Source organism: Pseudomonas sp. T8 (assembly GCF_024610635.1).
GTDB classification, from domain to species: domain Bacteria; phylum Pseudomonadota; class Gammaproteobacteria; order Pseudomonadales; family Pseudomonadaceae; genus Aquipseudomonas; species Aquipseudomonas chlororaphis_I.
Genome location: NZ_CP102374.1, coordinates 5369746 through 5393339, shown reverse-complemented (window position 1 = coordinate 5393339; position 23594 = coordinate 5369746). Strand labels below are relative to the sequence as shown.

At 63.5% G+C, this 23594-nt stretch carries 25 protein-coding genes and 3 pseudogenes; 16 read left to right on the top strand and 12 right to left on the bottom strand.

Annotated elements, in window-relative coordinates:
• The 8 genes from NRG23_RS24445 (at position 1) to NRG23_RS24410 (ending at position 7761) form a co-directional block, all read left to right on the top strand.
• Entirely contained in the window at positions 1-837 is an 837-nt protein-coding gene (locus tag NRG23_RS24445) for a PhzF family phenazine biosynthesis protein (RefSeq protein ID WP_016703606.1), read from the top strand.
• Positions 834-1502: a phenazine biosynthesis FMN-dependent oxidase PhzG gene (gene phzG / locus NRG23_RS24440; protein WP_016703607.1), complete on the top strand. Its 669-nt coding sequence runs from the start codon at positions 834-836 to the stop codon at positions 1500-1502. The genes NRG23_RS24445 and phzG overlap by 4 nt, the downstream gene beginning before the upstream one ends.
• A 280-nt stretch (positions 1503-1782) precedes the next feature.
• Entirely contained in the window at positions 1783-3258 is a 1476-nt protein-coding gene (locus NRG23_RS24435) for a 4-hydroxyphenylacetate 3-hydroxylase N-terminal domain-containing protein (RefSeq protein WP_009050825.1), read from the top strand.
• 467 nt (positions 3259-3725) lie between these two features.
• Positions 3726-5564: a gamma-glutamyltransferase gene (ggt, locus tag NRG23_RS24430; protein WP_257372532.1), complete on the top strand. Its 1839-nt coding sequence runs from the start codon at positions 3726-3728 to the stop codon at positions 5562-5564.
• Positions 5565-5738: 174 nt separating this feature from the next.
• The gene (locus NRG23_RS24425) at positions 5739-6236 is read left to right on the top strand and encodes a GNAT family N-acetyltransferase (protein ID WP_009050827.1); all 498 of its coding nucleotides are present in this window, start codon (positions 5739-5741) and stop codon (positions 6234-6236) included.
• A 439-nt stretch (positions 6237-6675) separates the two neighbouring features.
• Positions 6676-6981, top strand: a complete 306-nt coding sequence (locus NRG23_RS24420) for a DUF3077 domain-containing protein (RefSeq protein ID WP_373922265.1) — start codon at positions 6676-6678, stop codon at positions 6979-6981.
• Between the two features lie 100 nt (positions 6982-7081).
• A complete protein-coding gene (locus NRG23_RS24415) occupies positions 7082-7384 on the top strand; it encodes a type II toxin-antitoxin system HigB family toxin (RefSeq protein WP_041984164.1) in 303 nt (100 codons plus the stop codon).
• A gap of 5 nt (positions 7385-7389) precedes the next feature.
• Entirely contained in the window at positions 7390-7761 is a 372-nt protein-coding gene (locus NRG23_RS24410; protein WP_016703614.1) for a type II toxin-antitoxin system HigA family antitoxin, read from the top strand.
• A 6-nt stretch (positions 7762-7767) separates the two neighbouring features.
• Here NRG23_RS24410 and NRG23_RS24405 read toward each other — a convergent pair whose 3' ends face one another.
• Positions 7768-8250: a hypothetical protein gene (locus tag NRG23_RS24405; RefSeq protein ID WP_257372530.1), complete on the bottom strand. Its 483-nt coding sequence runs from the start codon at positions 8248-8250 to the stop codon at positions 7768-7770.
• 213 nt (positions 8251-8463) lie between these two features.
• Here NRG23_RS24405 and NRG23_RS24400 point away from each other — a divergent pair, with 213 nt between their 5' ends.
• Both NRG23_RS24400 and NRG23_RS24395 read left to right on the top strand, forming a co-directional pair.
• Positions 8464-9276 carry a GyrI-like domain-containing protein gene (locus NRG23_RS24400; protein ID WP_257372529.1) on the top strand — a complete coding sequence of 271 codons (813 nt, stop codon included), beginning with the start codon at positions 8464-8466 and terminating at the stop codon, positions 9274-9276.
• Between the two features lie 108 nt (positions 9277-9384).
• On the top strand, positions 9385-10101 hold the full coding sequence (locus NRG23_RS24395; protein ID WP_306674794.1) for a polyphenol oxidase family protein: 717 nt from the start codon (positions 9385-9387) through the stop codon (positions 10099-10101).
• Between the two features lie 10 nt (positions 10102-10111).
• Here NRG23_RS24395 and NRG23_RS24390 read toward each other — a convergent pair whose 3' ends face one another.
• The 6 genes from NRG23_RS24390 to NRG23_RS24365 are packed head-to-tail and all read right to left on the bottom strand — an operon-like array spanning position 10112 to position 13607.
• Positions 10112-10465, bottom strand: a complete 354-nt coding sequence (locus NRG23_RS24390) for a gamma-glutamylcyclotransferase family protein (RefSeq protein ID WP_038575834.1) — start codon at positions 10463-10465, stop codon at positions 10112-10114.
• A 15-nt stretch (positions 10466-10480) separates the two neighbouring features.
• Positions 10481-11575, bottom strand: coding sequence for a D-alanine--D-alanine ligase (gene ddlA / locus NRG23_RS24385; RefSeq protein ID WP_016703618.1), 1095 nt, complete (start codon positions 11573-11575; stop codon positions 10481-10483).
• A gap of 45 nt (positions 11576-11620) precedes the next feature.
• Entirely contained in the window at positions 11621-12100 is a 480-nt protein-coding gene (locus NRG23_RS24380; RefSeq protein WP_257372527.1) for a GNAT family N-acetyltransferase, read from the bottom strand.
• 49 nt (positions 12101-12149) lie between these two features.
• A complete protein-coding gene (locus NRG23_RS24375) occupies positions 12150-12791 on the bottom strand; it encodes a LysE family transporter (protein ID WP_009050837.1) in 642 nt (213 codons plus the stop codon).
• A gap of 38 nt (positions 12792-12829) precedes the next feature.
• Positions 12830-13042 (bottom strand): helix-turn-helix transcriptional regulator, encoded by a 213-nt coding sequence (locus tag NRG23_RS24370; RefSeq protein WP_009050838.1) that lies wholly within the window; start codon positions 13040-13042, stop codon positions 12830-12832.
• A 7-nt stretch (positions 13043-13049) separates the two neighbouring features.
• Positions 13050-13607, bottom strand: coding sequence for a DUF2975 domain-containing protein (locus tag NRG23_RS24365; RefSeq protein WP_009050839.1), 558 nt, complete (start codon positions 13605-13607; stop codon positions 13050-13052).
• 154 nt (positions 13608-13761) lie between these two features.
• Between NRG23_RS24365 and NRG23_RS24360 the strand changes: the two genes are divergently transcribed.
• The 3 genes from NRG23_RS24360 (at position 13762) to NRG23_RS24350 (ending at position 15458) form a co-directional block, all read left to right on the top strand.
• Positions 13762-14103, top strand: a complete 342-nt coding sequence (locus tag NRG23_RS24360) for a DUF190 domain-containing protein (protein WP_009050840.1) — start codon at positions 13762-13764, stop codon at positions 14101-14103.
• 67 nt (positions 14104-14170) lie between these two features.
• On the top strand, positions 14171-14980 hold the full coding sequence (locus NRG23_RS24355; protein ID WP_009050841.1) for an AraC family transcriptional regulator: 810 nt from the start codon (positions 14171-14173) through the stop codon (positions 14978-14980).
• Positions 14981-15068: 88 nt separating this feature from the next.
• Positions 15069-15458, top strand: a complete 390-nt coding sequence (locus NRG23_RS24350) for a cupin domain-containing protein (protein WP_009050842.1) — start codon at positions 15069-15071, stop codon at positions 15456-15458.
• Between the two features lie 193 nt (positions 15459-15651).
• Here NRG23_RS24350 and NRG23_RS24345 read toward each other — a convergent pair whose 3' ends face one another.
• Entirely contained in the window at positions 15652-17061 is a 1410-nt protein-coding gene (locus NRG23_RS24345) for an MFS transporter (protein WP_257372524.1), read from the bottom strand.
• A gap of 96 nt (positions 17062-17157) precedes the next feature.
• On the opposite strand from NRG23_RS24345, the gene NRG23_RS24340 reads away from it, so the two are divergent.
• The gene (locus tag NRG23_RS24340) at positions 17158-18042 is read left to right on the top strand and encodes a LysR family transcriptional regulator (RefSeq protein ID WP_016703623.1); all 885 of its coding nucleotides are present in this window, start codon (positions 17158-17160) and stop codon (positions 18040-18042) included.
• 756 nt (positions 18043-18798) lie between these two features.
• On the opposite strand, the gene NRG23_RS24335 is transcribed toward NRG23_RS24340, so the two are convergent.
• Positions 18799-19413: a flavin reductase family protein gene (locus tag NRG23_RS24335; protein ID WP_110175659.1), complete on the bottom strand. Its 615-nt coding sequence runs from the start codon at positions 19411-19413 to the stop codon at positions 18799-18801.
• A gap of 167 nt (positions 19414-19580) precedes the next feature.
• On the opposite strand from NRG23_RS24335, the gene NRG23_RS24330 reads away from it, so the two are divergent.
• A complete protein-coding gene (locus NRG23_RS24330; RefSeq protein WP_257372521.1) occupies positions 19581-20354 on the top strand; it encodes an SDR family oxidoreductase in 774 nt (257 codons plus the stop codon).
• A 214-nt stretch (positions 20355-20568) separates the two neighbouring features.
• Entirely contained in the window at positions 20569-21486 is a 918-nt protein-coding gene (locus tag NRG23_RS24325) for a LysR family transcriptional regulator (protein ID WP_257372519.1), read from the top strand.
• 51 nt (positions 21487-21537) lie between these two features.
• Here NRG23_RS24325 and NRG23_RS32910 read toward each other — a convergent pair.
• From NRG23_RS32910 to NRG23_RS32900, 3 pseudogenes are all read right to left on the bottom strand, one after another.
• A pseudogene (locus tag NRG23_RS32910) lies at positions 21538-21972 on the bottom strand (methyl-accepting chemotaxis protein); the annotation flags it as partial.
• A gap of 156 nt (positions 21973-22128) precedes the next feature.
• Positions 22129-22854: pseudogene (locus NRG23_RS32905) on the bottom strand (PAS domain-containing protein); the annotation flags it as partial.
• Between the two features lie 240 nt (positions 22855-23094).
• Positions 23095-23526, bottom strand: a pseudogene (locus NRG23_RS32900) (methyl-accepting chemotaxis protein); the annotation flags it as partial.
• Positions 23527-23594: the final 68 nt, after the last annotated feature.

Here is a 23594-nt window from a genome sequence, read left to right as displayed (position 1 = left end):
ATGCACAACTACGTCATCATCGACGCCTTTGCCAGCGTCCCGCTGGAAGGCAATCCGGTCGCGGTGTTCTTTGACGCCGATGACTTGTCGGCCGAGCAAATGCAACGCATCGCCCGGGAGATGAACCTGTCGGAAACCACCTTCGTGCTCAAACCACGTAACTGTGGTGATGCGCTGATCCGGATCTTCACCCCGGTCAACGAACTGCCCTTCGCCGGGCACCCGTTGCTGGGCACGGCCATTGCCCTGGGTGCGCGCACCGACAATCACCGGCTGTTCCTGGAAACCCAGATGGGCACCATCGCCTTTGAGCTGGAACGCCAGAACGGCAGCGTCATCGCCGCCAGCATGGACCAGCCGATACCGACCTGGACGGCCCTGGGGCGCGACGCCGAATTGCTCAAGGCCCTGGGCATCAGCGACTCGACCTTTCCCATCGAGATCTATCACAACGGCCCGCGCCATGTGTTTGTCGGCCTGCCGAGCATCGCTGCGCTGTCGGCCCTGCATCCCGACCACCGTGCCCTGTGCAGCTTCCACGACATGGCCATCAACTGTTTTGCCGGTGCGGGACGGCGCTGGCGCAGCCGGATGTTCTCGCCGGCCTATGGGGTGGTCGAGGATGCGGCCACGGGCTCCGCTGCCGGGCCCTTGGCGATCCATCTGGCGCGGCATGGCCAGATCGAGTTCGGCCAGCAGATCGAAATTCTCCAGGGCGTGGAAATCGGCCGCCCTTCACTCATGTTCGCCCGGGCCGAGGGCCGCGCCGATCAACTGACGCGGGTCGAAGTATCAGGCAATGGCATCACCTTCGGACGGGGGACCATCGTTCTATGAACAGTTCAGTACTAGGCAAGCCGCTGTTGGGTAAAGGCATGTCGGAATCGCTGACCGGCACCCTGGATGCGCCGTTCCCCGAGTACCAGAAGCCGCCTGCCGATCCCATGAGCGTGCTGCACAACTGGCTCGAACGCGCACGCCGCGTGGGCATCCGCGAACCCCGTGCGCTGGCACTGGCCACGGCTGACAGCCAGGGCCGGCCTTCGACACGCATCGTGGTGATCAGTGAGATCAATGACACCGGGGTGCTGTTCAGCACCCATGCCGGAAGCCAGAAAGGTCGCGAACTGACAGAGAACCCCTGGGCCTCGGGGACGCTGTATTGGCGCGAAACCAGCCAGCAGATCATCCTCAATGGCCAGGCCGTGCGCATGCCGGATGCCAAGGCTGACGAGGCCTGGTTGAAGCGCCCTTATGCCACGCATCCGATGTCATCGGCGTCTCGCCAGAGTGAAGAGCTCACGGATGTCGAGGCCCTGCGCAACGCCGCCAGGGAACTGGCCGAGGTTCCAGGTCCGCTGCCGCGTCCCGAGGGTTATTGCGTGTTTGAGTTGCGCCTTGAATCGCTGGAGTTCTGGGGTAACGGCCAGGATCGCCTGCATGAACGCTTGCGCTATGACCGCAGCGCTGAAGGCTGGAAACATCGCCGGTTACAGCCGTAGGGTACCGCGATAAATATGCTTTGAAGTGCCTGGCTGCTCCAACTTCGAACTCATTGCGCGAACTTCAACACTTATGACATCCGGTCAACATGAGAAGAGTCCATATGCGAAAGAACGCGTATTCGAAATAGCAAACAGAGAGTCCGGATCACCAAAGTGTGTAACGACATTAATTCCTATCTGAATCTTATAGTTGCTCTAGAACGTTGTCCTTGACCCAGCGATAGACATCGGGCCAGAGACGACACAAACAAAGTTAGACATTACTGAGGCTGCTACCATGCTAGATCTTCAAAACAAGCGTAAATATCTGAAAAGTGCAGAATCCTTCAAAGCTTCACTGCGTGATGACCGCACTGTTATTTATCAAGGCCAAGTTGTTGAGGATGTGACTACACACTTCTCTACGGCTGGAGGCATATCGCAAGTTGCAGAAATCTACGAAGAACAATTCAGCGGTGAACACGACGACATTCTGACTTACGTACGCCCCGACGGTTACCTGGCCTCTTCTGCCTATATGCCCCCTAGAAACAAAGAAGACTTGGCGTCGCGACGCCGCGCAATCACGTACGTCTCGCAAAAAACCTGGGGCACCCACTGCCGCAACCTGGACATGATCGCCAGCTTCACCGTCGGCATGATGGGATATCGGCCGACATTCAGGAAAAAATGCCCTGAGTACGCAGAAAACATTACCGAATACCATGACTACGCCGAGCGCAACAGCCTGTATTTGTCTGAGGCCATTGTTGATCCACAGGGCTATCGGGCACGTACCCACGGCACCGACCTCAACCTGCCGCCGCCCGATCGTGCCGTGATGAGGATCAACAAGCAGAACGCCGAGGGCATCTGGATCAGCGGCGTCAAAGGCGTGGGCACGGTAGCACCGCAGTCCAATGAAATATTTGTTGGCAGCTTGTTCCCCGCAGCGCCCAACGAGTCATTCTGGGCTTACGTCCCTGCCGATGCGCCGGGGGTGAAGATTTTTTGCCGAGAGATTGTCTCCCAGCCTCACGCCAGCGCCTATGACCACCCGCTCATATCCAAAGGTGAAGAAGCCGAGGCGATGGTGGTATTCGATAACGTGTTCATTCCACGCTGGCGAATCATGGCGGCGAACGTGCCGGAACTGGCCAACGCCGGCTTCTTCAGCCTGTGGACCTCATACAGCCATTGGTACACGCTCGTGCGCCTGGAAACCAAGGCTGACCTGTATGCCGGACTGGCCAAGGTGATCATGGAAGTCCTGGGCCTTGAGGGGATTGCGGTGGTTCGCCAGCGGGTCAGCGAAATAGTGCAGCTTGCGGAAATACTCAAAGGCATGTGCATCGCCTCCATCGAAACGGCCGAGATGTCCGAAGGCGACATATTGCTGCCTGGCCCCAACGCACTGGCCGCCGGAAGGATTTTTGCCATGGAGAAATTGCCTCGGGTGCTGCATTTGCTCAGAGAGCTGTGCGGACAGGGCTTGATCCTCAGGTTCAACGAGAAAGACTTGGCCACCGACGCCGCCTTTGGCCAGAAGTTCTCCTGGTTTCTTGACACGCAAAGCGTGGGCGCCAGAGAGAAGAACCTGCTGATGAATCTGGTGTGGGACGTGGCTGCCAGTGAGCACTCCACACGTGCATTGGTGTTTGAAGAACAGCACGCACTCAGCGAGCCCCTGCTGCGCGATAGCCTGGTGCTGGACTACGACTACCGCAAAAGCACAAGCCTGATACGCCGCATGGTGGGGCTCAACGCCAAATAGACCTGATTGGCGTGTAGGCGCCGCGCAACCCTTCATTCGTGCCGACTGAACTCGGCACGAATGAAGGGTTGTCCGCCTCCGGCCCCTGGCATCCCGTAAGTTTCCAACCTTCAACGGTAGTACACCGCCCCATTAGCATCCAAATGAATACAGCAGGAGCCCGTTACAGCGCTGGCGCTGGATGCCTGGCTACGCTTGCACGGGATCTCGGTCCGAGACGAGCCAGGTTTACCGGCCCCCCTTTTGTTCGAGCCATGCCACTTGGCAGGCTCGTTCAGTTGTAGCGGTCAGCCTGTCGCCGGTTGGCTTGCCACCCGCCACCTCCAGGCCAGCGTCTTGCGCCGGGCCTTGCCCAGACAATATCGACGCCGTAGCGATCCACGAAAGGCTCAGCATGGACCCGTTCACTGCTGTACATTCCTCCCCACGGACGACACATCATTTACCCAGTGAACGGAGTTCAACGCGTGTTCTCGACCCTCAATCCGCGTCACCGCCGGCTTGCCAGTTTCTCGCTGATAGCCGTCGCCCTCAGCCTCGCCGCCTGCAACGCTTCCGCCCCCTCCCACACCGCCCTGCCCCCCGCCCCGGAAATCGCTTCGGGTTATCGCACCGACCTGCAGGTGCAGCACGCCGACCAGCATATGGCGGCCGCGGCCAACCCGTTGGCGGCCGAAGCCGGGCGCGAGATGTTGCGCAAGGGCGGTTCGGCCATCGATGCGGCGATTGCCATGCAAGCGGTGCTGACCCTGGTGGAGCCGCAGTCGTCGGGTATCGGCGGCGGGGCCTTGATCGTGCTCTGGGACGGCAAGGCGGTGCGCACTTATGACGGTCGCGAAACCGCGCCGGCCGGGGCTACCGAGAGGTTGTTCCTGCAGGCCGACGGCAAACCCATGCCGTTCCCCCAGGCGCAGATCGGCGGCCGCTCGGTGGGTACGCCTGGGGTGTTGCGGGCCCTGGAACTGGCCCATAAAAAACACGGTCGCCTGCCGTGGGCGCAACTGTTCGAGCCGGCGATCCGCCTGGCGGACCAGGGCTTCCCGATCTCCCCGCGCCTGCACAGCATGATCGTCGCCGATCCGTACCTGGCGAAATCGCCGGACATGGCGGCCTACTTCCTGAATGCCGATGGCACGCCGAAAGCCGTCGGCACCCTGCTGAAAAACCCGCAGCTGGCCGCGGTGCTCGAACGCATCGCCAAAGAGGGCCCGAACGCCTTGTACCAAGGCCCGGTCGCCCGGGAAATCGTCGCCAAGGTGCAAGGCCACGCCAACCCGGGCAGCCTGTCGCTCAACGACCTGCAAGGCTACCGCGCCAAGGAGCGCGAACCGCTGTGCACCGACTACAAGCGCTGGCAGGTCTGCGGTATGCCGCCGCCCTCGTCAGGCGGGATCGCCATGGCGCAGATCCTCGGCACCCTGCAGGCGCTGGAAGCCCGCGACCCGCGTTATGCACTGCCACCGCTGAAACCGGTCAAGACCAGCCTGCCGGCCGGCCTGGAACCGGCGCCTGAAGCCGTGCACCTGATCGCCGAGGCCGAGCGCCTGGCCTACGCCGACCGCGCGTTGTACGTGGCGGATTCGGACTTCGCCCCGGTGCCGATCGCCGGCCTGGTCGCCCCGCAGTACCTGGCGCAGCGTGCCGCCTTGATCGGCGAGCGCAGCATGGCCAAGGCCGAGCCCGGCAAGCCCCAGGGCATCCAGGTGGCCTACGCCCCGGATCGCTCGCCGATGCGCATCTCCACCTCGCAAGTGGTGGCCGTGGATGACCAGGGCGGCGCCGTGTCCATGACCACCACCGTGGAAGCCGCCTTTGGCTCGCACCTGATGGTCCAGGGCTTCATGCTCAACAACCAGATGACCGACTTCTCCTTTATCCCCGAGGAGAACGGCCAGCCAGTGGCCAACCGTGTGCAGCCGGGCAAGCGCCCACGCTCGTCCATGGCGCCAACCCTGATTTTCGACCGCAACAGCGGTGAATTCCTGGCCACCGTCGGCTCGCCGGGTGGCTCGCAGATCATCGAGTACGTGGCCAAGTCGGTGATCGGCATGCTCGACTGGAACCTCGACCCGCAAGCCGCCATCAGCCTGCCCAACTTCGGCAGCCGCAACGGCCCGACCGAACTGGAGCAAGGCCAGTTCACACCTGGGTTGAAAGCGGCGCTGAAAGCCAAGGGGCATGAGCTGACCGACATCGACATGACCAGCGGCACCCAGGCGATCGTGCGGGTGCGCGATGCCCAGGGTAAAACCTCGTGGGCCGGTGGCGCCGACCCACGCCGTGAAGGGGCCGCGTTGGGGGATTGAGGCCAACGCCGGAAAACCACAAGGGCTTGCCGCGAGGCAGGCCCTTTTTATTGTTCACGCCAAAGAAGCACCGGCATGCGGGGCCAAGGCTGTATGCCGATTTTTACGGCGCTCTGTGTCTGACGCGATCTTTTGATCCCTCCTAGCATCACTTTTTTGGCCGAGGGGCAGGCGATGAACGAGATTCCCGGCGGTATCGATTTTTCAGGTTTGGCCGTGCGTAGGCTGGAGGCCGACGACCTCGAACTGGTCTGCCGCCACCGCGAGGCGATGTTCCTCGAAGCCGGAGGAGAACCCGCGGCCCTGCAACGGATGACCGAGCACTTTCGCCCCTGGCTGCGCGAGCGTTTGCCCGATGGCCGCTACTACGGCTTTGCCCTGCTGGACGGCCAGCAACCGGTGGCGGCCATTGGCTTGATGAGCATCGACTGGCCGCCCCACCCGTCCCATCCGACCCAGGACCAGCGCGGTTATGTGCTCAACGTCTACGTCGAACCCGCCTACCGGCGCCGGGGGCTGGCCTCGGCCCTGATGAAGCTGGCGCAAGCCGAATTCATCCAGCGCGGGCTGAGCTTCGCCGTGCTGCATGCCACCGAAGTGGGCAAGCCGGTGTATGCCGGATTGGGCTGGGCGGCCACCGCGGAAATGGCGAAGGTGTTGGAAGGCGACTGAACACGGACTCCTGTAGCCGCTGCCGAAGGCTGCGATAAGGACCGAAGGGCCTTCGCGCCAGAAAGATCACCGCGCCCGTTCCGGTCGATCGCAGCCTTCGGCAGCGGCTACAGGGACCGATGTGCCTTCGACTGATATGTTTCTCATAGTCACAGAATGTCGTAGCAATGCCGTTGCGACGCTCTGCCCCGCCCGCTATTCTTCGCCCCGTCGCTGCAATATCAGCGAACGGGCTTGGCGGCCCGAACCACGAAAGGCGCAACAGCGCCAAAACACGAATGCAGGCGCTTTTTTTGTGCCCGCGTTTCTGTGTCATGGCGAATTGCGCCGGGACCCCTTCGGGGGTGCCGGTTCCTTTCGTGCCGGTCCGCCAACCTTGTGCAATTCGCCACCCTAACCTGCTTGGCGGCAGACGGTGGTGATCCCCTCAAACGAAAGGATTCGTCACCATGAAACACACCCTCAATCCGTCCCTTCCTCCCTGCATACCCTCGGCGAAATAACCTTTGCCAATTGTGGCGAAGGCAAGCGCCCGCTGCTGCGGGTCAATGCCGACGTGCCCCTGGCCGATGCCCTGGAACACGCCTCGCTGCTGCTACATCTGGCAAAACAGTTGACCCTGGATGCGGCCATGGAACCGCAGGCGGACCGCTATGCTTGGGCGGCACATTACCTGGGTGAGATGGGTAAAGCGGTGATGGATGATGTGCACACCGCGATGACAGCAGATGCTGATCGACACTGAGCCGCACCTGCGGGACGGGTAGCCTCGATGGCTGTCCGTCCATCGCCTTCCTCTCTCACTCCCTTGCTTAAGTCCCAGGGCGGGACTAGGATTTCGAGCCATGAGGATTATCGCCGTCAGTCATTTGAAGACGTTCTGGGACAAGCACCCGGATGTCGAACAACCGCTTCTGGCCTGGATCGATGAAGCACGCAATGCCAACTGGTCCACCCCGGCGCAGATCAAGGACCAGTTTTGCAGCGCGAGCCTTCTTAAAAGCCGTCGCGTGGTGTTCAACATCAAAGGCAATGACTACCGCTTGGTAGTCGCCGTGGCTTACCGCTTTGGCGCCCTCTACATCAAGTTCGTTGGCACTCACCAGCAGTACGATGCCATCGACGCCGACAGCGTTGAAATGGAGTAACGAGCATGCAGATTCGCCCCATTCACACCGACCAGGATTACCGCGCGGCACTCAAGCAGGTGTCGGCGCTGTTCGATAACGAGCCCGAACCCGGCACCGCCGAAGGCGACTACTTCGACGTGATGGTCACCCTGATCGAAGCCTATGAAGCCAAGCACTTCCCCATCGACCTGCCCAACCCGATCGATGCCATCAAGTTCCGCATGGAGCAATCGGGCCTCTCGGCCGCCGACCTGGCCCCGGCCATCGGCCGAACCAACCGGGTCTACGAAGTGCTCAACGGCAAACGCGCCCTGACCCTGCCAATGATCTGGAAGCTGCACCAGCTGTTCGGCATCCCCGCCGAGAGCCTGATCAAGCCGGTGAAATCGGTCTGAGCGGTTCTATCCTCGATCAGGCTCCAATGACTCAGGCTTTACACCCTCGCCCTTAGCGGGGGTGCTCCTGACCACGCATAAACTCCAGCCCTTGATGATTTCAGAGAGCACAATCATCCCCAGCATCATCAGCGGGTTGTAGTTCGGAAAAAAATACGCGCCGATCAGAAGCACGGAAAAAGACGGCACGACAAACACCAAACGCAAAGGGATTTGCGCAAGCGCCAGCCACTTGGCTTCTTTGCGCTGAAACAAAAACAGGAAAGCGCTGACGACTATCGATAGTTGCAAACCCCAATTGATCATCACCATAACCACAGCAGTGGTTCCATGATCCTTGAGCACTTCAGTCGCCACAGTCAGGTCATCCCAGAACGGGGTCTTGCCCAGCCGTACACTGCTCGTGACGTACCACAACAAATAGAGCGCATCGAGCCCGCCCCAAAACTGCCAGATCCGGGTCCGGCTCAGCTTCCTGAAAAAAAACATTACCGCTCCTTACTTGGCGCCGAGCCTTCTTCTCGGCAGCTCTGCCTTATAGATTTACCCATCTAACCTGGCTGTCATCCCGCGCCTATTTACCCTCCAGACTTCTCTGAAAGATTCTTGGACACTTAAAAAATACCGTGGAACAGCCTTGAGCTTGCCCCTAGGTAAACCCCTAAAGTGCCGCTCGACCTCACCACAAAAAAGGACGTTTGCATGCTCACCATCGGTCAAATGGCTCGCTGCCATGGCCTCACCACCAAGACCTTGCGCCACTACGACAGCATCGGTCTGTTCACTCCGGCACTGACCGGGCAGGACAACGGCTATCGCTATTACAAGCCGGAGCAGATTGGCATCCTCGGGCGCATTGTCTGGTTGCGGCAGTTGGGCATGGGGCTGGAGGAGATTCTCGGGTTGGCGGACAGCGGTGCGCTGCACAGTGTCTTGAGTTTGCGCCAGGCGTTGCAGGCCCATGCCGGTGAGCTGGAAACGCAGATCGCCCGCAGCCAGAACGTGCTCGGCCAGTTGCAGCGTTATCTGGCGCAGCCCGAGCGCAGCCTGCCGGCGCCGCAAACGCCGGTGCGGGTGACGCTGGCGGCGCAGCGCATCATCGGCATGGCCTGGCAGCAGGATGACCAGGGCTCGATTGCCGAGTTGTGGCAGCGTTTCGAACCACGGGAGCAGGAGATCCAGCGCCTGGCCGAACCGGTCGGCACTTACGGTATTTGCCAGCCCTTGAGCGACGGCCAGTGGCGTTACGTCGCCGGGCTGCCGGTCAGCGCCGAGGCGCCCTTGGTCGAGGGTATGGTGGAACTGGAAATCCCCGCCCGCCAGTACGCCCGGGTCGAGCACCGGGGCACGGTGCAGACCCTGCCGGAAACCTTCCGCGCCGCCTACAGCGAATGGCTGCCGGCCGCAGGGATGCGGGCCGATGAGGGGGTGGAATTCGAGTACACCGGGGAGCGTTTTTTCGGGCCGATGCACCCGGACAGCGTGGTCGAACTCTATATCCCGCTGAAAAGCTGATGCCCCGATCGGACAAGCAGCCGACCAGATGACAGGTCTCTGTCAGCAAAAGGACTCATGATCCCGCTATGCTCTGTAGCTAATCCACAGCAACAGAGCGAAGGTCCGATGAGTTTCCAGGCGCCAGTGTTGAAACAGATACCAGGCATCCGTCACGAGTTTTCTCGGATCGGGGCACCACTGCCTGCCAACCTGTTCTTCTGCTCCCAGGCCCACACCGGCGAGGTGGTCGAGGCCAGCACCACGCTGCCGAGCGGCATCATCCGCGGCGATGCGGTGTTCACCCGCACCGGCCGGCCTATAGCGGTGATGACAGCCGACTGCCTGCCGCTGCTGATCAGCAGTGAAGACGCCTCGTGGGTCGCCGCGGTCCATGCCGGCTGGAAAGGTCTGCACGGCGGCATCATCGACAACGTGCTGCAACACTTCGCTGCCAAGGGCATCGCTGCCCCTCAGTTGCGCGTGGCGTTCGGCCCCTCGATCAAGCCTTGCTGCTACGAAGTCAGCCCGGAGTTCATCGACACCCTGTCGGCCACCCAGGGCCACCTGTGGCCAGAGGAGCAGACACCCTGGAGCCACGAACGCCCCACGCCACAGCTACCGCCAGAAATTGCCCCGCCACCACCGACCCGGCCGGACTCGCTGTGGTTCGACCTGAGCGGCTATGCGCTGCACCTGTTGCGCGCGGCGGGTATCAGCGATGAACAGATCGAACACTGCGAGCACTGCACCTACTGTTCCAGCGCGACCCTGGCCAGCTATCGCCGACGCGGCCACCGGGGAGAGGAAAAATCCTTTCAGTATTCCTGGATAGGGCGTGCCTGAGCCCGGCACCTCAAACGCTCACATACACCCACGCCTCGATCCCGGACTGCAGCACCACGCTCACGCGCTTGTAGTCCGCCACCTCGTAGCTGTCCGCCGCGGCCAGTTCCTGGGCGGTGATGCGAAACACCGTGCCCGGGATAGGCGCGCTGGCCGCGCTGCCCGGGCGCAGGATCGGGTGATGGGTCTTGCCGCTGGTGGCCAGCACTTCGGGGTCGGTGATCTCCACCCAGGCCTGTTCATAACCCGGCAGCGCGTCCGCGCTCCCCTGCAGTTCGCGACCGAAATTGGCCAGTTGCACGGCCTTATCCTGCAAGGTGCCGTAGGAAAACAGATACTCCGACGCTTCAGTGGCAACGCTCATGTTTCGTTCCTCGATTCAGCGGCTGATTTTCAACGCCTGGCGCGCCGCATGGCGCTCCAGCGCCAGCTCGATCAGGCGGCTGACCAGTTCGCTGTAGGTCATGCCCGCGGCCTGCCACAGCTTCGGATACATGCTGATGCGGGTGAAGCCGGGCAGCGAATTGATCTCGTTGATCAGCACTTCGCCGCCCTGGGTCAGGAATACATCGACCCGCGCCAGCCCCGAACAGCCCAGCACCTGGAACGCCTCGACGGCCAGGGCGCGAATGCGTTCGCTGACCTCTTCGCTGAGGTCCGCCGGCACCACCACCTGGGCCGCCTGGTCGTCGATGTATTTGCTGTCGTAGGAATAAAAACCGCTGCCAACGACGATTTCCCCGCAACCGCTGGCAATCGGCTGGTCGTTGCCCAGCACCGCGCATTCGATCTCGCGCCCACTGACCGCCGACTCCACCAAGACCTTTTCATCGAAGCCCAGCGCCAGCTCGATGGCGGCGTGGTATTGCGCCTCGCTGGTGACCTTGCTCACGCCCACGGAGGAGCCCTGGTTCGCCGGTTTGACGAACATCGGCAGGCCCAGCTTGCTTTGCGCCTGGGCAAAGTCGGTGCGCGCCGCGGTGGCTCGGTTCAGGGTGATAAAGGGCGTCACCGCCAGGCCGGCATCGCGCAGCAGGCGCTTGCTGATGTCCTTGTCCATGCACACCGCCGAACCCAGCACGTCAGAGCCCACGAACGGCAGGTCGGCCATGCGCAGCAGGCCTTGCAGGCAGCCGTCTTCGCCGAGGGTGCCGTGGACGATGGGGAAAATCACATCGACGTGGCCCAGCAGTTCCTGGTTGGAAGTTTCCAGCAGTTGCTGGCTGGCCTTGCCCGGCACCACCGCCAGTTCGCGGTTGGACTGGTTGAGGGCGATCAGCGCCGGGTTTTCCTGGTTGATCAGGAAGTTCGAGGTGTCGTTGAGGTGCCAATGGCCGTTCTTGTCGATGCCGATCAGCACCGGTTCGAAGCGCTCGCGATCCAGCGCATCGACAATGTTGCGCGCCGATTGCAGCGACACTTCGTGTTCGGCCGAACGGCCACCAAAAATAATCCCGACCCGCAGCTTGCTCATGGTTTGTTCCCGTTAAAAAGTGGTTCAGCGCTTGTATCGGACCGCTCAAGCCGGCTGATGTCGCAGGTGAATCACAGCCACCCGCTGATTCTGTTTGTTCCGGCGCTCTTCGATGGCGAACGGCACGAACCCGAGCTTCGGATACAGCAGCAGGCCCGCCACGTTGTCATTGAAGCAGGACAAGGTCACCTGCGCGGCCTGGTGTTTGTCCCGGGCGATGCGCAGCATCTCGCCGATCAACTGCCCGGCGACACCCGCGCCGCGGGCCTCGGGATCGACGATGAGATTGCCGAGGGTGCAGGTGCCATGGGTTTCCCACCGGTAGAAGTTGGCGAAACCCAGTACCTGGCCGTCTCGCTCGATCACTGTCGAATCGCAGCGTTGGGCAATGGAGTCGCGCAGTTGCTCATGGGTCAGCGGCCAACTGGCCGCCGGGAAAAAGAAAAACAACTCCTCGGGGTTACCGGCAAAACCGCAGATCCGTGGAATATCCCGATCCTGCACGGGGCGAAAAGTGAAGCTCATGTCCTGTCTCCTGACCCTGAAAATCCATGGCGTGCGCCCGGCCCCGGTTTCAGCGATTGGCCACCAGATGGGCGCCGAACAGCAGGTAGCAACTGCCGGCAAAGCGGTCCAGCCATTTGCGCGAACGACTATAGACGGCAGCCATGCGGTTGCTGGCAAAAAACAGCGCGACGCAGCAGTACCAGGTGAACGACAACGAGGCCATGGTGAGCACGGCCAGGGCCAGCAGCAACGGCGGCGGTGACGCCGGCATCGAGGTGGCGAAGATGGTGGCGACGAACAGCGCCGACTTGGGGTTGGTCATGTTGCCGAGAAAGCCCAGGCGATAGGCCGAGAACAGGCTGCGGCCCGACTCACCAGGCAAGCCGTTGCCCGCCCCGGTCGGCGCCGGCTTGCGCCTGAACTGCTTCAGGCCCAGGTAGATCAGGTAGCAGCCACCGGCGATCTTGAAGGCCAGGTACAGGGCCGGGGCGGCGCTGAACAGCGACTTGATCCCCAGGCCGCCGGCCAGCCCCCAGAGCACCGTGCCGGTGGCGACGCCCAGCGCGGCGATCATGCCATGGCGACGCGAACAGCTGGCGGCCAATTGCGCCGTGGTAAAGAAGTTCGGCCCCGGCGTGACCACGGCCACGGTCCAGAGCAGCGCCAGCGACAGCAGCGGGCCGGCATACAGCAAATGTTCGAGCGCCATGACACAGACCGCCTTTATCGCGTTAAGGGAGGCCGACGCTACTCCACCTCGGGCTCATGGATCAACAGGTCGCCCGGCTGACACTCCAGGTATTGGCAGATCGCGTCCAGGGTCGCGAGCCGCAGGCCCTTGACCTTGCCCTGCTTGAGCAGGGACAGGTTGGCCTCGGTGATGCCGATCGCCGCCGCGAGGTCCTTGGATTTGACCTTGCGTCGGGCCAGCATCACGTCCAGTTGAATGACAATTGACATACTGATCTCACACGAAGGCGCGGTTTTCCGAATCCACTTCACTGGCCTGCCAGAGGATACGCGCGATGATGGAAATACACGCAGCCAAAAACAGCGCGACAAAGGTCGGGGCGGTGATGCTGAGACTGATCAGGCGCTCGCCCACCGGCGCGTTCAGGGTGACCCAGATGCTGAGCAGCGGCTCGCAGAGAAAGTCCAGCAACACCCACAACGCCACGCCCCGCCCGACCTTGCCCAAATGCACCGCCGCCGCGCTGGAAAAGTACTCGCCGCGGGCATAGCTCTGGAACAACTGGCGCAGATGGCTCAAGCCAAAGGCCAGCGCCAGCAGGGGGATGCTCGACAGCAGAATGCCGCCCAGGGTTTGCCACCAGGGAAAGACCGCACCGGCAGCCAGATGGCTCGACAGGCTATTGCTCAGGCCAAAACCGAACCCGTAGCCACTTTCCGCGCTCAACTGCGGAAACAGCCACAGCGCCGCGTTGAGCAGCAACATGGCAATGATCAATAACAGGGTGACAGCCGACATGCGCTGGCTGAACCGGGCAAGACCTTGGGACGTCATGGGAAGGCTCCAGTGGAAGGAATGTGGGAGAAACCATAAAGAATTAATTATCGTAAAACAATAATTAATTTCTGCTTTTCGATCATTTAATTCATAAGCCCAGCGATACCCCCGGGGCTATGCTGAAAGTAATGGAGGCCATTGGAGAACGCTCATGAACGGTTTCCTGGTGATTTTCTTCACCCAGCAAAATCGCCGCTACCACGGCAAGATGGTCGGTGACTGGCTCGTCGACCTGGCCAACGAGCTGGGCCTGCGCGGCGCCACCATGAGCACCGCCATCGAAGGTTTCGGCCACACCGGCCGGCTGCACTCCGCACACTTTTTCGAACTCGCCGACCAACCCATCGAGGTCCGCCTGGCACTCACCGAAGAGGAGTCAGCCCGGCTGTTCGAACGCCTGGAGGACGAGGACATTGCGCTGTTCTACATCAAGACGCCGATCGAGTTCGGCACCCTTGGCAAAGAGGCCAAGAAAGCGGACGCGGGCGGATGACGCGCTGAAGACAGTCGCACGCGCCTGGGTTACCGTACGGGCCTGACGTTGTGTCGAGGACAGCTCCATGGGCAAGCCCGCCCCCCGTAAAGACTGGGTCCACCGCGCGCCTCCCACCCGGGGGCTGGAGCGTATCGAGGCGTTTTTCGCCGGTCATGGCTACGACCTGCACCGCCACGACACCTACGCCATCGGCCGCACGCTGTCGGGGGTGCAGAGCTTCCAGTACCGCGGCGGCTGGCGCCACAACCTGCCGGGCGGGACCATGGTCCTGCATCCGGATGAAGTCCACGACGGCGAAGCCGGCACCCAGGATGGCTTCCATTACCGCATGCTTTATATCGAGCCGGCGCTGATCCAGCAGATCCTCGGCGGCCAGCCGCTGCCCTTCATCAAGAACGGCCTGTCCACCGACCCACGCTTGTTCGCCGCCACCGACACCTTGCTGCGCAGCATGGAAAGCCCGCTGGACCCGCTGGAACAGGAAGACGCGCTGTTCGACCTGGCCCATGCGCTGAATGCCGTGTCGGGGGTTTCCCGGCCGGCGCAGCGCTTTGACTATCAGGCCGCGGAGCGCGCGCGGGAATACATGCACAGCGCCCTGGACCAGAACATCACCCTCGACGAACTGGCCACCCACAGCGGTCGCGACCGCTGGAGCCTGTCGCGGGACTTTCGCCTGCTGTTCGGCACCAGCCCCTATCGCTACCTGACCATGCGCCGCCTGGACCTGGTCAGGGCCCTGCTGCTGCAAGGCCAGTCGCTGGTCAGCGCGGCGCTGCTCGCCGGCTTCACCGACCAGAGCCACATGACCCGGCAATTCAGCAAGACCTACGGCCTGCCGCCGGCCCGCTGGCTGAAAATGCACGGCCGCTGAACGCCGCCCGGCACGCACAATCGTACAAGAACCGCAGCACCGCGCTGATTACCGTAGAGGCCCGATCACCTCTTTACGGAGCCGCACCATGAACCCGGCCAGCACCACGCCCATCCCCTACCAGAGCCTGAACTTCGCCTACAAACTCAGCCTGTTCGACGATCACTGGCAAGCCCGCGTCATTGCCGAAATGAACGACTACCAGTTCAAGCTGGTGAAGCTGCAAGGGGACTTCATCTGGCACGACCACCCGCACACCGACGAGACCTTTATCGTCCTCGAAGGCCAGTTGCGCATCGACTTTGCCGACGGCCAGGTGACGATCAACCAGGGCGAGATGTTTGTCGTGCCCAAGGGCATGAAGCACAAGCCGTACGCCGAGCAGGAGGTCAAGTTGCTGCTGATCGAACCCAAGGGCGTGCGCAACACCGGCGAAGAAGGCGGCGAACGCACAGCGGCCAATGATGTGTGGATCTGAGTTGCCCCGGGGTTGAGCCTCTGTAGCCGCTGCCGAGCGAAGCGAGGCTGCGATCGGCAGCGCAGCGGCCGTAAAGGCGGACAATACGTTCCTCAAGGCAAACCGCATGCGCAGGTTTGGCGAGGACTGCGTCCTCGTTCGCAGCCTCGCGGTGCTCGGCAGCGGCTACAGGTGCAGCGTCATCGGCTGCCCCTCAGCCGCGCTCGGCAGTTGCCGCCAGGCCCTCGGAGCCAGACGCCGGCACCCGCAAACGCAAGGCCAGCAACGCCCCCAGCAGGGCGAGCAAGGCGCTGGCGCCCACCGCCTGTTCGATGCCGGCCGCCTGCGAGCCACCCAGCCCGGCATTGGCCAGGGACACCAGCAGCGCCAGCCCCAGCGCCCCGCCGATCTGCTGGCTGGTGGAGGCCATGCCCGCCGCCACGCCCTGCTCGCCCGACGCAATGCCCTGGCCGGCCGAGACCCACATGGCGGTCCAGGTCATGCCCTGGCCGATGCTCAGCACCACGATGCCCGGCATCAGGCTCCAGAACCCCGCCCCGTCGGGCAGCGCCACATACACCCCGCCGATGCCCAGCGCCCCCAGGAGCAAACCGCTGACCAGGGTCGCCCGCAACCCGAAGCGCAGCAACGAACGTTCGGCCAGCCAGATGCCCACGGTGCACAGCAGCGTCGCCGGCAAAAACGCCACGCCACTTTGCAGCACGCTGTAGCCGTAGACCTGCTGGAAGTACAACGCGAGGAAGTAGTACTGCACGCCGAAGCTGCTCATGAACAAGGCGGTAAGGAACATCGCCAGGCGCAGCTCGCGATGGGCCAGCAGGCGCAACGGCATCAGCGGGTCGTGGCCACGCTGTTCGATCCAGGCGAACACGCCGAGCAGGAGCAGCGCCAGCGCGCCACAGCCCAGGGTCGCCGGTGCGCTCCAGCCCCATTCCGGGCCCTGGACAATGGCGAACACCAACAGCGTGCCGCCCACCGTCACGGTCAAGGCGCCGCTGAGGTCGAAACGCCGGCCACGCTCGCGCTGGCCATCGGCCGGAATCCAGCGCCGGGCCAACAGGGCACAGGCGCCAGCCAGGGGGACGTTGACCAGAAACACCGCCTCCCAGCCCCACCATTGGGTCAGCACGCCCCCCAGCAACGCGCCCAGGGCCAGGCCCGCCGCCGAGGCCGCGCTCCACACCGCGAACGCCCGGTTGCGCGCCGGCCCTTCGGGGTAATGGCTGTTGATCAACGCCAGCGTCGCCGGGAACAGCATCGCCCCGCCGACACCCTGCACCGCCCGCGCCAGCACCAGCAGCAGCGCGCTGCCACCCAGGCCGCCGGCCAGCGAAGCCAGGGCATACAGGCTTTGCCCGACGATGTAGAAACGGCGCTTGCCCAGCAGGTCGGCCGCCCGGCCGCCCAGCAGCAGAAAGCCGCCGAAGGCCACGCTGTAGGCGCTGACCACCCATTGCAGTTGTTGTGCGGAAAAACCCAGGTGGCTGCCGATCTCCGGCAAGGCAACGAAGACGATGGTCGCGTCCAGGGCAATGATCAGCTGCGCGCTGGCCAGCAGGAGCAGCATCCAGCCGGACGGCCTGGCTGAAGAGGTGGCGGGCATCGTGTCGAGTCCTTGCGTGAATAAAGGGCCCTCAGTTTCTTTGATGCCAATTAGATGATAAATACCGTCATTGCTCTTTCAGTGATGACTTTAATCATGGATCTGAACGCCGTTCGTTTGTTGGTCCGGGTCGCCGAGACCCGCAGCTTCACCCGTGCCGCCGGCGATCTGCGGCTGACCCAGTCCGGCCTGTCGCGGGCCATTTCTCGCCTGGAGCAGCAACTGGGCGTGCGCCTGCTGCAACGCAACACCCGCAGCGTCAGCCTGACCCCGGACGGCCAGTTGCTGGTGGAGCGCGCCACACCGCTGCTGACCGAACTGGCGCAGACCGAACGCCTGCTGCTGGACCGCCGCGACTCGCCCACCGGGCTGCTGAAGATCAGCACGCCGTCGCTGTTCGGGCGCAAGGTGGTGATGCCGCTGATCGGCCGCCTGACCGAGCAATACCCGGACCTGAGCATCGAGGCGGTGATGACCGATCGCCTGGTGGACATCGTCGACGAAGGCTTCGACGCCATCCTGCGCACCGGCGAGATCCAGGACCAGCGCTTGATCGCCCGGCCCCTGGCGCCGCTGCGCTGGGTCACAGTGGCGTCCCCGGCCTACCTGGCGCGCCATGGCACACCGCAGACAGTGGAGGCGTTGCAACAGCACAACTGCCTGACCGTGCGTAACCTGCGCAGCGGGCGCCTGGTGGACTGGCAGTTCATGCTCGACGGCAAGGTGCGCGATGTCAGCGTGCCCAGCCGGCTGATCTTCGATATCGGCGACGCGCTGGTGGACGGTGTGCTGGGAGGTTTCGGCATCGCCCAACTGATGAACTTCGCCGTCGAGGACGCCCTCGCCGATGGCCGCCTGGTGCCAATCCTGCAGGCCTTTTCCGGACGCAGCCGGGCGCTGTCGCTGGTCTACCCGCCGTCGCGCCAGTACTCGCCCAAACTCAAGGTCTTCGCCGACGCCCTGAACACCGTCAGCTGGTAAACCGCGTCTGTAGCCGCTGCCGAGCGAAGTGAGGCTGCGATCGACTGCGCAGCAGGCGCCGCTCTTGAGTCCGCAAGAGGTCCTTCGGACCTATCGCAGCCTGCGGCAGCGGCTACATTGATCGTGTGCCCCTGTAGCCGCTGCCGAGCGAAGCGAGGCTGCGATCGCCTGCGCAGCAGGCGCCGCCCTTGAGTCCGCAAGAGGTCCTTCGGACCTGTCGCAGCCTGCGGCAGCGGCTACATCGATCGTGTGCCCCTGTAGCCGCTGCCGAGCACCGCGAGGCTGCGAACGACTGCGCAGCAGGCGCCGCTCTTGAGTTCGCAAGAGGTCCTTCGGAACTATCGCAGCCTGCGGCAGCGGCTACATCGATCGTGTGCCCCTGTAACCGCTGCCGAGCACCGCGAGGCTGCGAACGACTGCGCAGCAGGCGCCGCCCTTGAGTCCGCAAGAGGTCCTTCGGACCTATCGCAGCCTGCGGCAGCGGCTACATCGTTCGTGTGCCCCTGTAGCCGCTGCCGAGCACCGCGAGGCTGCGATCGACTGCACAGCAGGCGCCACCCTTGAGTCCGCAAGAGGTCCTTCGGACCTGTCGCAGCCTGCGGCAGCGGCTACATCGATCGTGTGCTCCTGTAGCCGCTGCCGAGCACCGCGAGGCTGCGATCGACTGCGCAGCAGGCGCCGCCCTTGAGTTCGCAAGAGGTCCTTCGGACCTGTCGCAGCCTCGCTTCGCTCGGCAGCGGCTACAGGGCTACAGGGTTACGACATTTCTTGAGGGGATGGCAGGGTCTTGCCATCCAGCGAGTCGCCAATCGTCAGGAAATGCCCGCCCGCCACATGGTGCAAGGTGCGCAAGGCATCGTGCCCGGTGAAATGCCAGCGGCCCTCGCTGAACACCCGGTCATCGGCCTGGGCGGCGATGACTTCGGCGAGGAACAGGTCGTAGCGTTCATGGTTGTCCGGCTCCGACAGCAGCCGGCATTCGAGCCAGGCCACGCAGCCATCGAGCAACGGCGCGTCGACCTGCTCGCCGGCGAAGGTCGGCAGGCCATACCGCTCGAACTTGTCGCGGCCCTGGTCACGGGTCAGCTCCAGGCCCGAGGTGGAACCCACGGTCTGCACGATATCGACCTGGGCGGCGCACGGCACGTTGAGCACAAAGGTGCCGGCGGCCTCCAGCAGCTGGCGGGTCCAGGTGGACTTGTCGAGCACCACCGCGACTTTCGGCGGATCGAAATCCAGCGGCATGGCCCAGGCCGCGGCCATGATGTTGCGCTGGCCGCCGTGGGTGGCGCTGACCAGCACGGTCGGCCCGTGGTTGAGCAGGCGATAGGCCTTGGCCAGGGAAACCGGGCGACGATGGGATGCGCTCATGGGTAAGGCTCCGGGGAAAAAGAGTCGATTGTAGCGACATCCCGGTGCTGGGCAGCAGCCGGGATTGGGCATTTTTCCTGGACAATCCATCCAGATTGACCGGGCTTATCCCTGACTCGCGGCTGCTTAGACTGAGCCTTCACCTCACAGGCTGAAGGAGCTTTTCCATGGCAGACCATTCTCTGAAAAACAAGGTCGCATTGATCGCCGGTGGCGCGAAGAACCTGGGCGGCCTGATCGCCCGGGACCTGGCCGCCCACGGCGTGCAGGCCATCGCCGTGCATTACAACAGCAGCGCCAGCCAGGCCGACGCCGAGCAGACCGTGGCGGCGATCAAGAACCTGGGCGTCGACGCCCATGCCTGGCAGGCCGACCTGACCACCGCCGCGGCCGTGGAGCGACTCTTCAGCGACGCCAAGGCCCGTTTCGGCAAGATCGACATCGCCATCAACACCGTGGGCAAGGTCCTGAAAAAACCCATAGTCGAGATCAGCGAAGCCGAGTACGACGACATGTTCGCGGTCAACGCCAAGAGCGCGTTCTTCTTTATCAAGGAAGCCGGCAAACACCTGGAGGACCACGGCAAGCTGGTGACACTGGTGACCTCGCTGCTCGGCGCCTACACGCCGTTCTATGCCGCCTACGGCGGGGCCAAGGCCCCGGTGGAACACTTCACCCGCGCCGCCTCCAAGGAGTTCGGCGCCCGCGGTATCTCGGTGACCGCCGTGGGCCCGGGACCGATGGACACACCGTTCTTCTACCCGGCCGAAGGCGCGGACGCCGTGGCTTACCACAAGACCGCCGCGGCGCTGTCCGGCTTCAGCAAGACCGGCCTGACCGACATCGGGGACGTGGTGCCCTTCATCCGTCATCTGGTCACCGACGGCTGGTGGATCACCGGCCAGACCCTGCTGATCAACGGCGGCTACACCACCAAGTGAGGCCCGGCCTTCTGATCGACGGTTGTCATCGACCCGAGTAATCCGCCAAGGGGCGAGGTAGATTGGCGTCTGGAAAAGATCGCCATCAGGTGCGAGATGATTCCGTAGGAGCGAGGCTTGCCCGCGATCAAGGTCTGTCTGATACAACGCTATCGCGGGCAAGCCTCGCTCCTACGAAAAACACGCACCGCACGCTTCGGACCCCGCCCCATCCATGGATAAGCTCGAGCAATACCGTGTGTTCATCCAGGTCGCCGACATGGGCAGTTTCATCAAGGCCGCGCATGCCCTGGAACTGCCCCGCGCCACCGTCTCGGCAGCGGTGCAGCAACTGGAAACCGCCCTCGCCACGCGCCTGTTGCACCGCACCACGCGCCAGGTGCAACTGACCGCCGACGGCGCGGTCCTGCTGGAGCGCGCGCGCCTGTTGCTGAGCGATGCGGTGGAACTCGAGCAGCTGTTTCACACCCGTCAGCTGGACGTTTATGGCCGCCTCAATGTCGACGTACCCAGCCGGATCGCCCGGCGCCTGATCGCCCCCGCCCTGCCCGAGCTTTTCGCCAGCTACCCCAGCCTGAAACTGGCGCTGGGCTCCACCGACCGTTCCATCGACCTGGTGCAGGAGGGTGTGGATTGCGCGATCCGCGTCGGTACCCTGCGCGACAGCAGCCTGATCGTCCGGCGCCTGGGCCACCTGGCCCTGATCAATTGCGCCAGCCCCGCCTACCTGGCGGAGCACGGCCAGCCGCTAACCCCGGGCGACCTGGCCGATGGTCACTGGATGGTCGGCTACGGCTCCCCCAGCACGGGCCGTGAACAGCCCTGGGAATACCTGGCCGACGGTCACGAGCTGGAACTGAACCTGCCCAGCCGGGTGATCGTCAACAACGCCGAAAACTACATCGCCTGCTGCCGGGCCGGGCTGGGGCTGATCCAGATCCCGCGCTTCGACGTGCAGTACCTGCTCGACAGCGGCGAGCTGGTGGAAGTCCTGCCCGGTTTTCGCCCCGCGTCCATGGCGATCTCCGCGCTCTACCCCAATCGCAACCATCGCTCGCGCCGGCTGAACGCCTTTATCGAATGGTTCGAAACCCTGGTCGCCCCCCACCTCGAAAACGACCGGCAGGGCTGACAACCGCCCCGCCCGGTCATGACGCCCACGCCGGCCGAGACAGCCTGGACATCAGCTGGACAATTGGTTGGCGAACTGGCCGACGGCGCTCACCACTTTCTGCGCGCCGTCCTGGATCTCGACGATCACCGTACCGGCTTCGGCGGCCAGGGCCAGGCCCTGCTCGGCCTGGGTCTTGCCGTCGGCCATCAGCACCACCGCGTTGCGGGCCATGTCCTGGTTGCGCCGGACCACGCCGACGATTTCGTCGGTGGCCTTGCTGGTGCGCGAGGCCAGTTGCCGGACCTCGTCGGCCACCACCGCGAAGCCGCGCCCCTGGTCACCGGCGCGGGCCGCTTCGATGGCCGCGTTGAGCGCCAGCAGGTTGGTCTGCTCGGCAATGTCGCTGATGGTCTTGACGATGCTGCCGATCACCCGCGACTGCTCGTTCAGCGCCTCGATGCCGTCACTGGCCTGCTGCATGTGCGTGGCCAGGTCGCGCATCACCTCCACGGCCTCGGTCACCACCGAGGAACCGCGCTGGGCGCTGCTGTCGGTCTGCTGCGAGATGGTGTAGGCGATTTCCGCGGCCTCGGCGACGGACTGCTCCTGCTTGACCTGCTCGGTGATCACCGTGGCGAATTTCACCACCTTGTAGAGCTTGCCGTTGGCATCGACCACCGGGTTGTACGAGGCATCGAGCCAGACCACGCGGCCGTGGCTGTCGATGCGTTTGAAGCGGTCGGCGACGTATTCGCCGGCGTTCAGCCGCGCCCAGAATGTCTGATAACCCGGACTGTTGTACTCCTGCGACTCGCAGAACAGGCTGTGGTTCTGGCCCAGGATTTGTTCGAGGCTGTAGCCCATGCAGCTGAGGAACCGCTCGTTGGCGGTCAGTACCCGGCCCTTGAGGTCGAACTCGATCACCGCGGTCGAACGCAGCAGCGCCGCGATCAGGTTGCCGTGCTCGCAGGTGGTTTCCACGGTCTCGGTCAGGTCATTGGCGATCAGGGAAAAGGACCTGAGTTGCCGCTCGGTGTTGAAGATCGGCTGCAGGATCACCCTCAGCCAGGCGTCATGGCCGTCGCCGCGACGCAGGCGCAGGGTGTCGTCGAAAGGCTCGCTGCAAGCGAGCGCGGTCATGAAACGCCTGTGTGCTTCTTCGGGCCGGGCATCGTCCGGCAACAGCTTGTCGATGGGCGAGCCCAGCAGCGCCTCGGAGGAATACTGCATGCACTGGGTGAAGTTGCGGTTCACCACCAGGACCCGGCGCTGCGCATCGAGTTCGATGCTGAGCAGGGTGCGCTCGAAACCTTCCTTGACCTGCTCAAGTGCACGAAACTCTTCGCCCAACGCGAGGAGCTTCTGATTCAAACGTTTATTGAACATGGATACACCGATAGCCCGTGATTGGAGACTGCTGGAGCCTCACCATCGGCGTTGGGGAAGTATTCTTGACGCGCTCAAGGCTCTTTAGGATTTGTCTCCCATAGAGACAGGAAACTTCCTAACGGCACACCGGCGCAAAGAGCACAGGCATCGGGGCAGATCGTGGCCACCGACCTGGCGGCCACTTGCCCCCCAACGTCACGGCCTGGAACAGGCCTGACGCCGGATCAGGGACAAGACTCAGTTCGACAGCTGGCTAGCGAACTGGCCGACGGCATTCACCACCTTCTGCGCGCCGTCCTGGATCTCGACGATCACCGTGCCGGCTTCGGCGGCCAGGGCCAGGCCCTGCTCGGCCTGGGCCTTGCCATCGGTCATCAGCGCCACGGCCTCGCGCGCCATGTCCTGGTTCTGGCGCACCACGCCGACGATTTCGTCGGTGGCCTTGCTGGTGCGCGAGGCCAGTTGCCGGACCTCGTCGGCCACCACGGCAAAGCCGCGCCCCTGTTCACCGGCGCGCGCTGCTTCGATGGCCGCGTTGAGCGCCAGCAGGTTGGTCTGCTCGGCGATGCCGCTGATGGTCTTGACGATGCTGCCGATCACCAGCGACTGCTCGTTCAGCGCCTCGATGCCTTCGCCGGCCTGCTGCATGTGCTTGGCCAGGTCGCGCATCACGTTCACCGCCTCGGTCACCACGGTGGTGCCGCGCTGGGCGCTGTTGTCGGTTTGCAGCGAGGTGC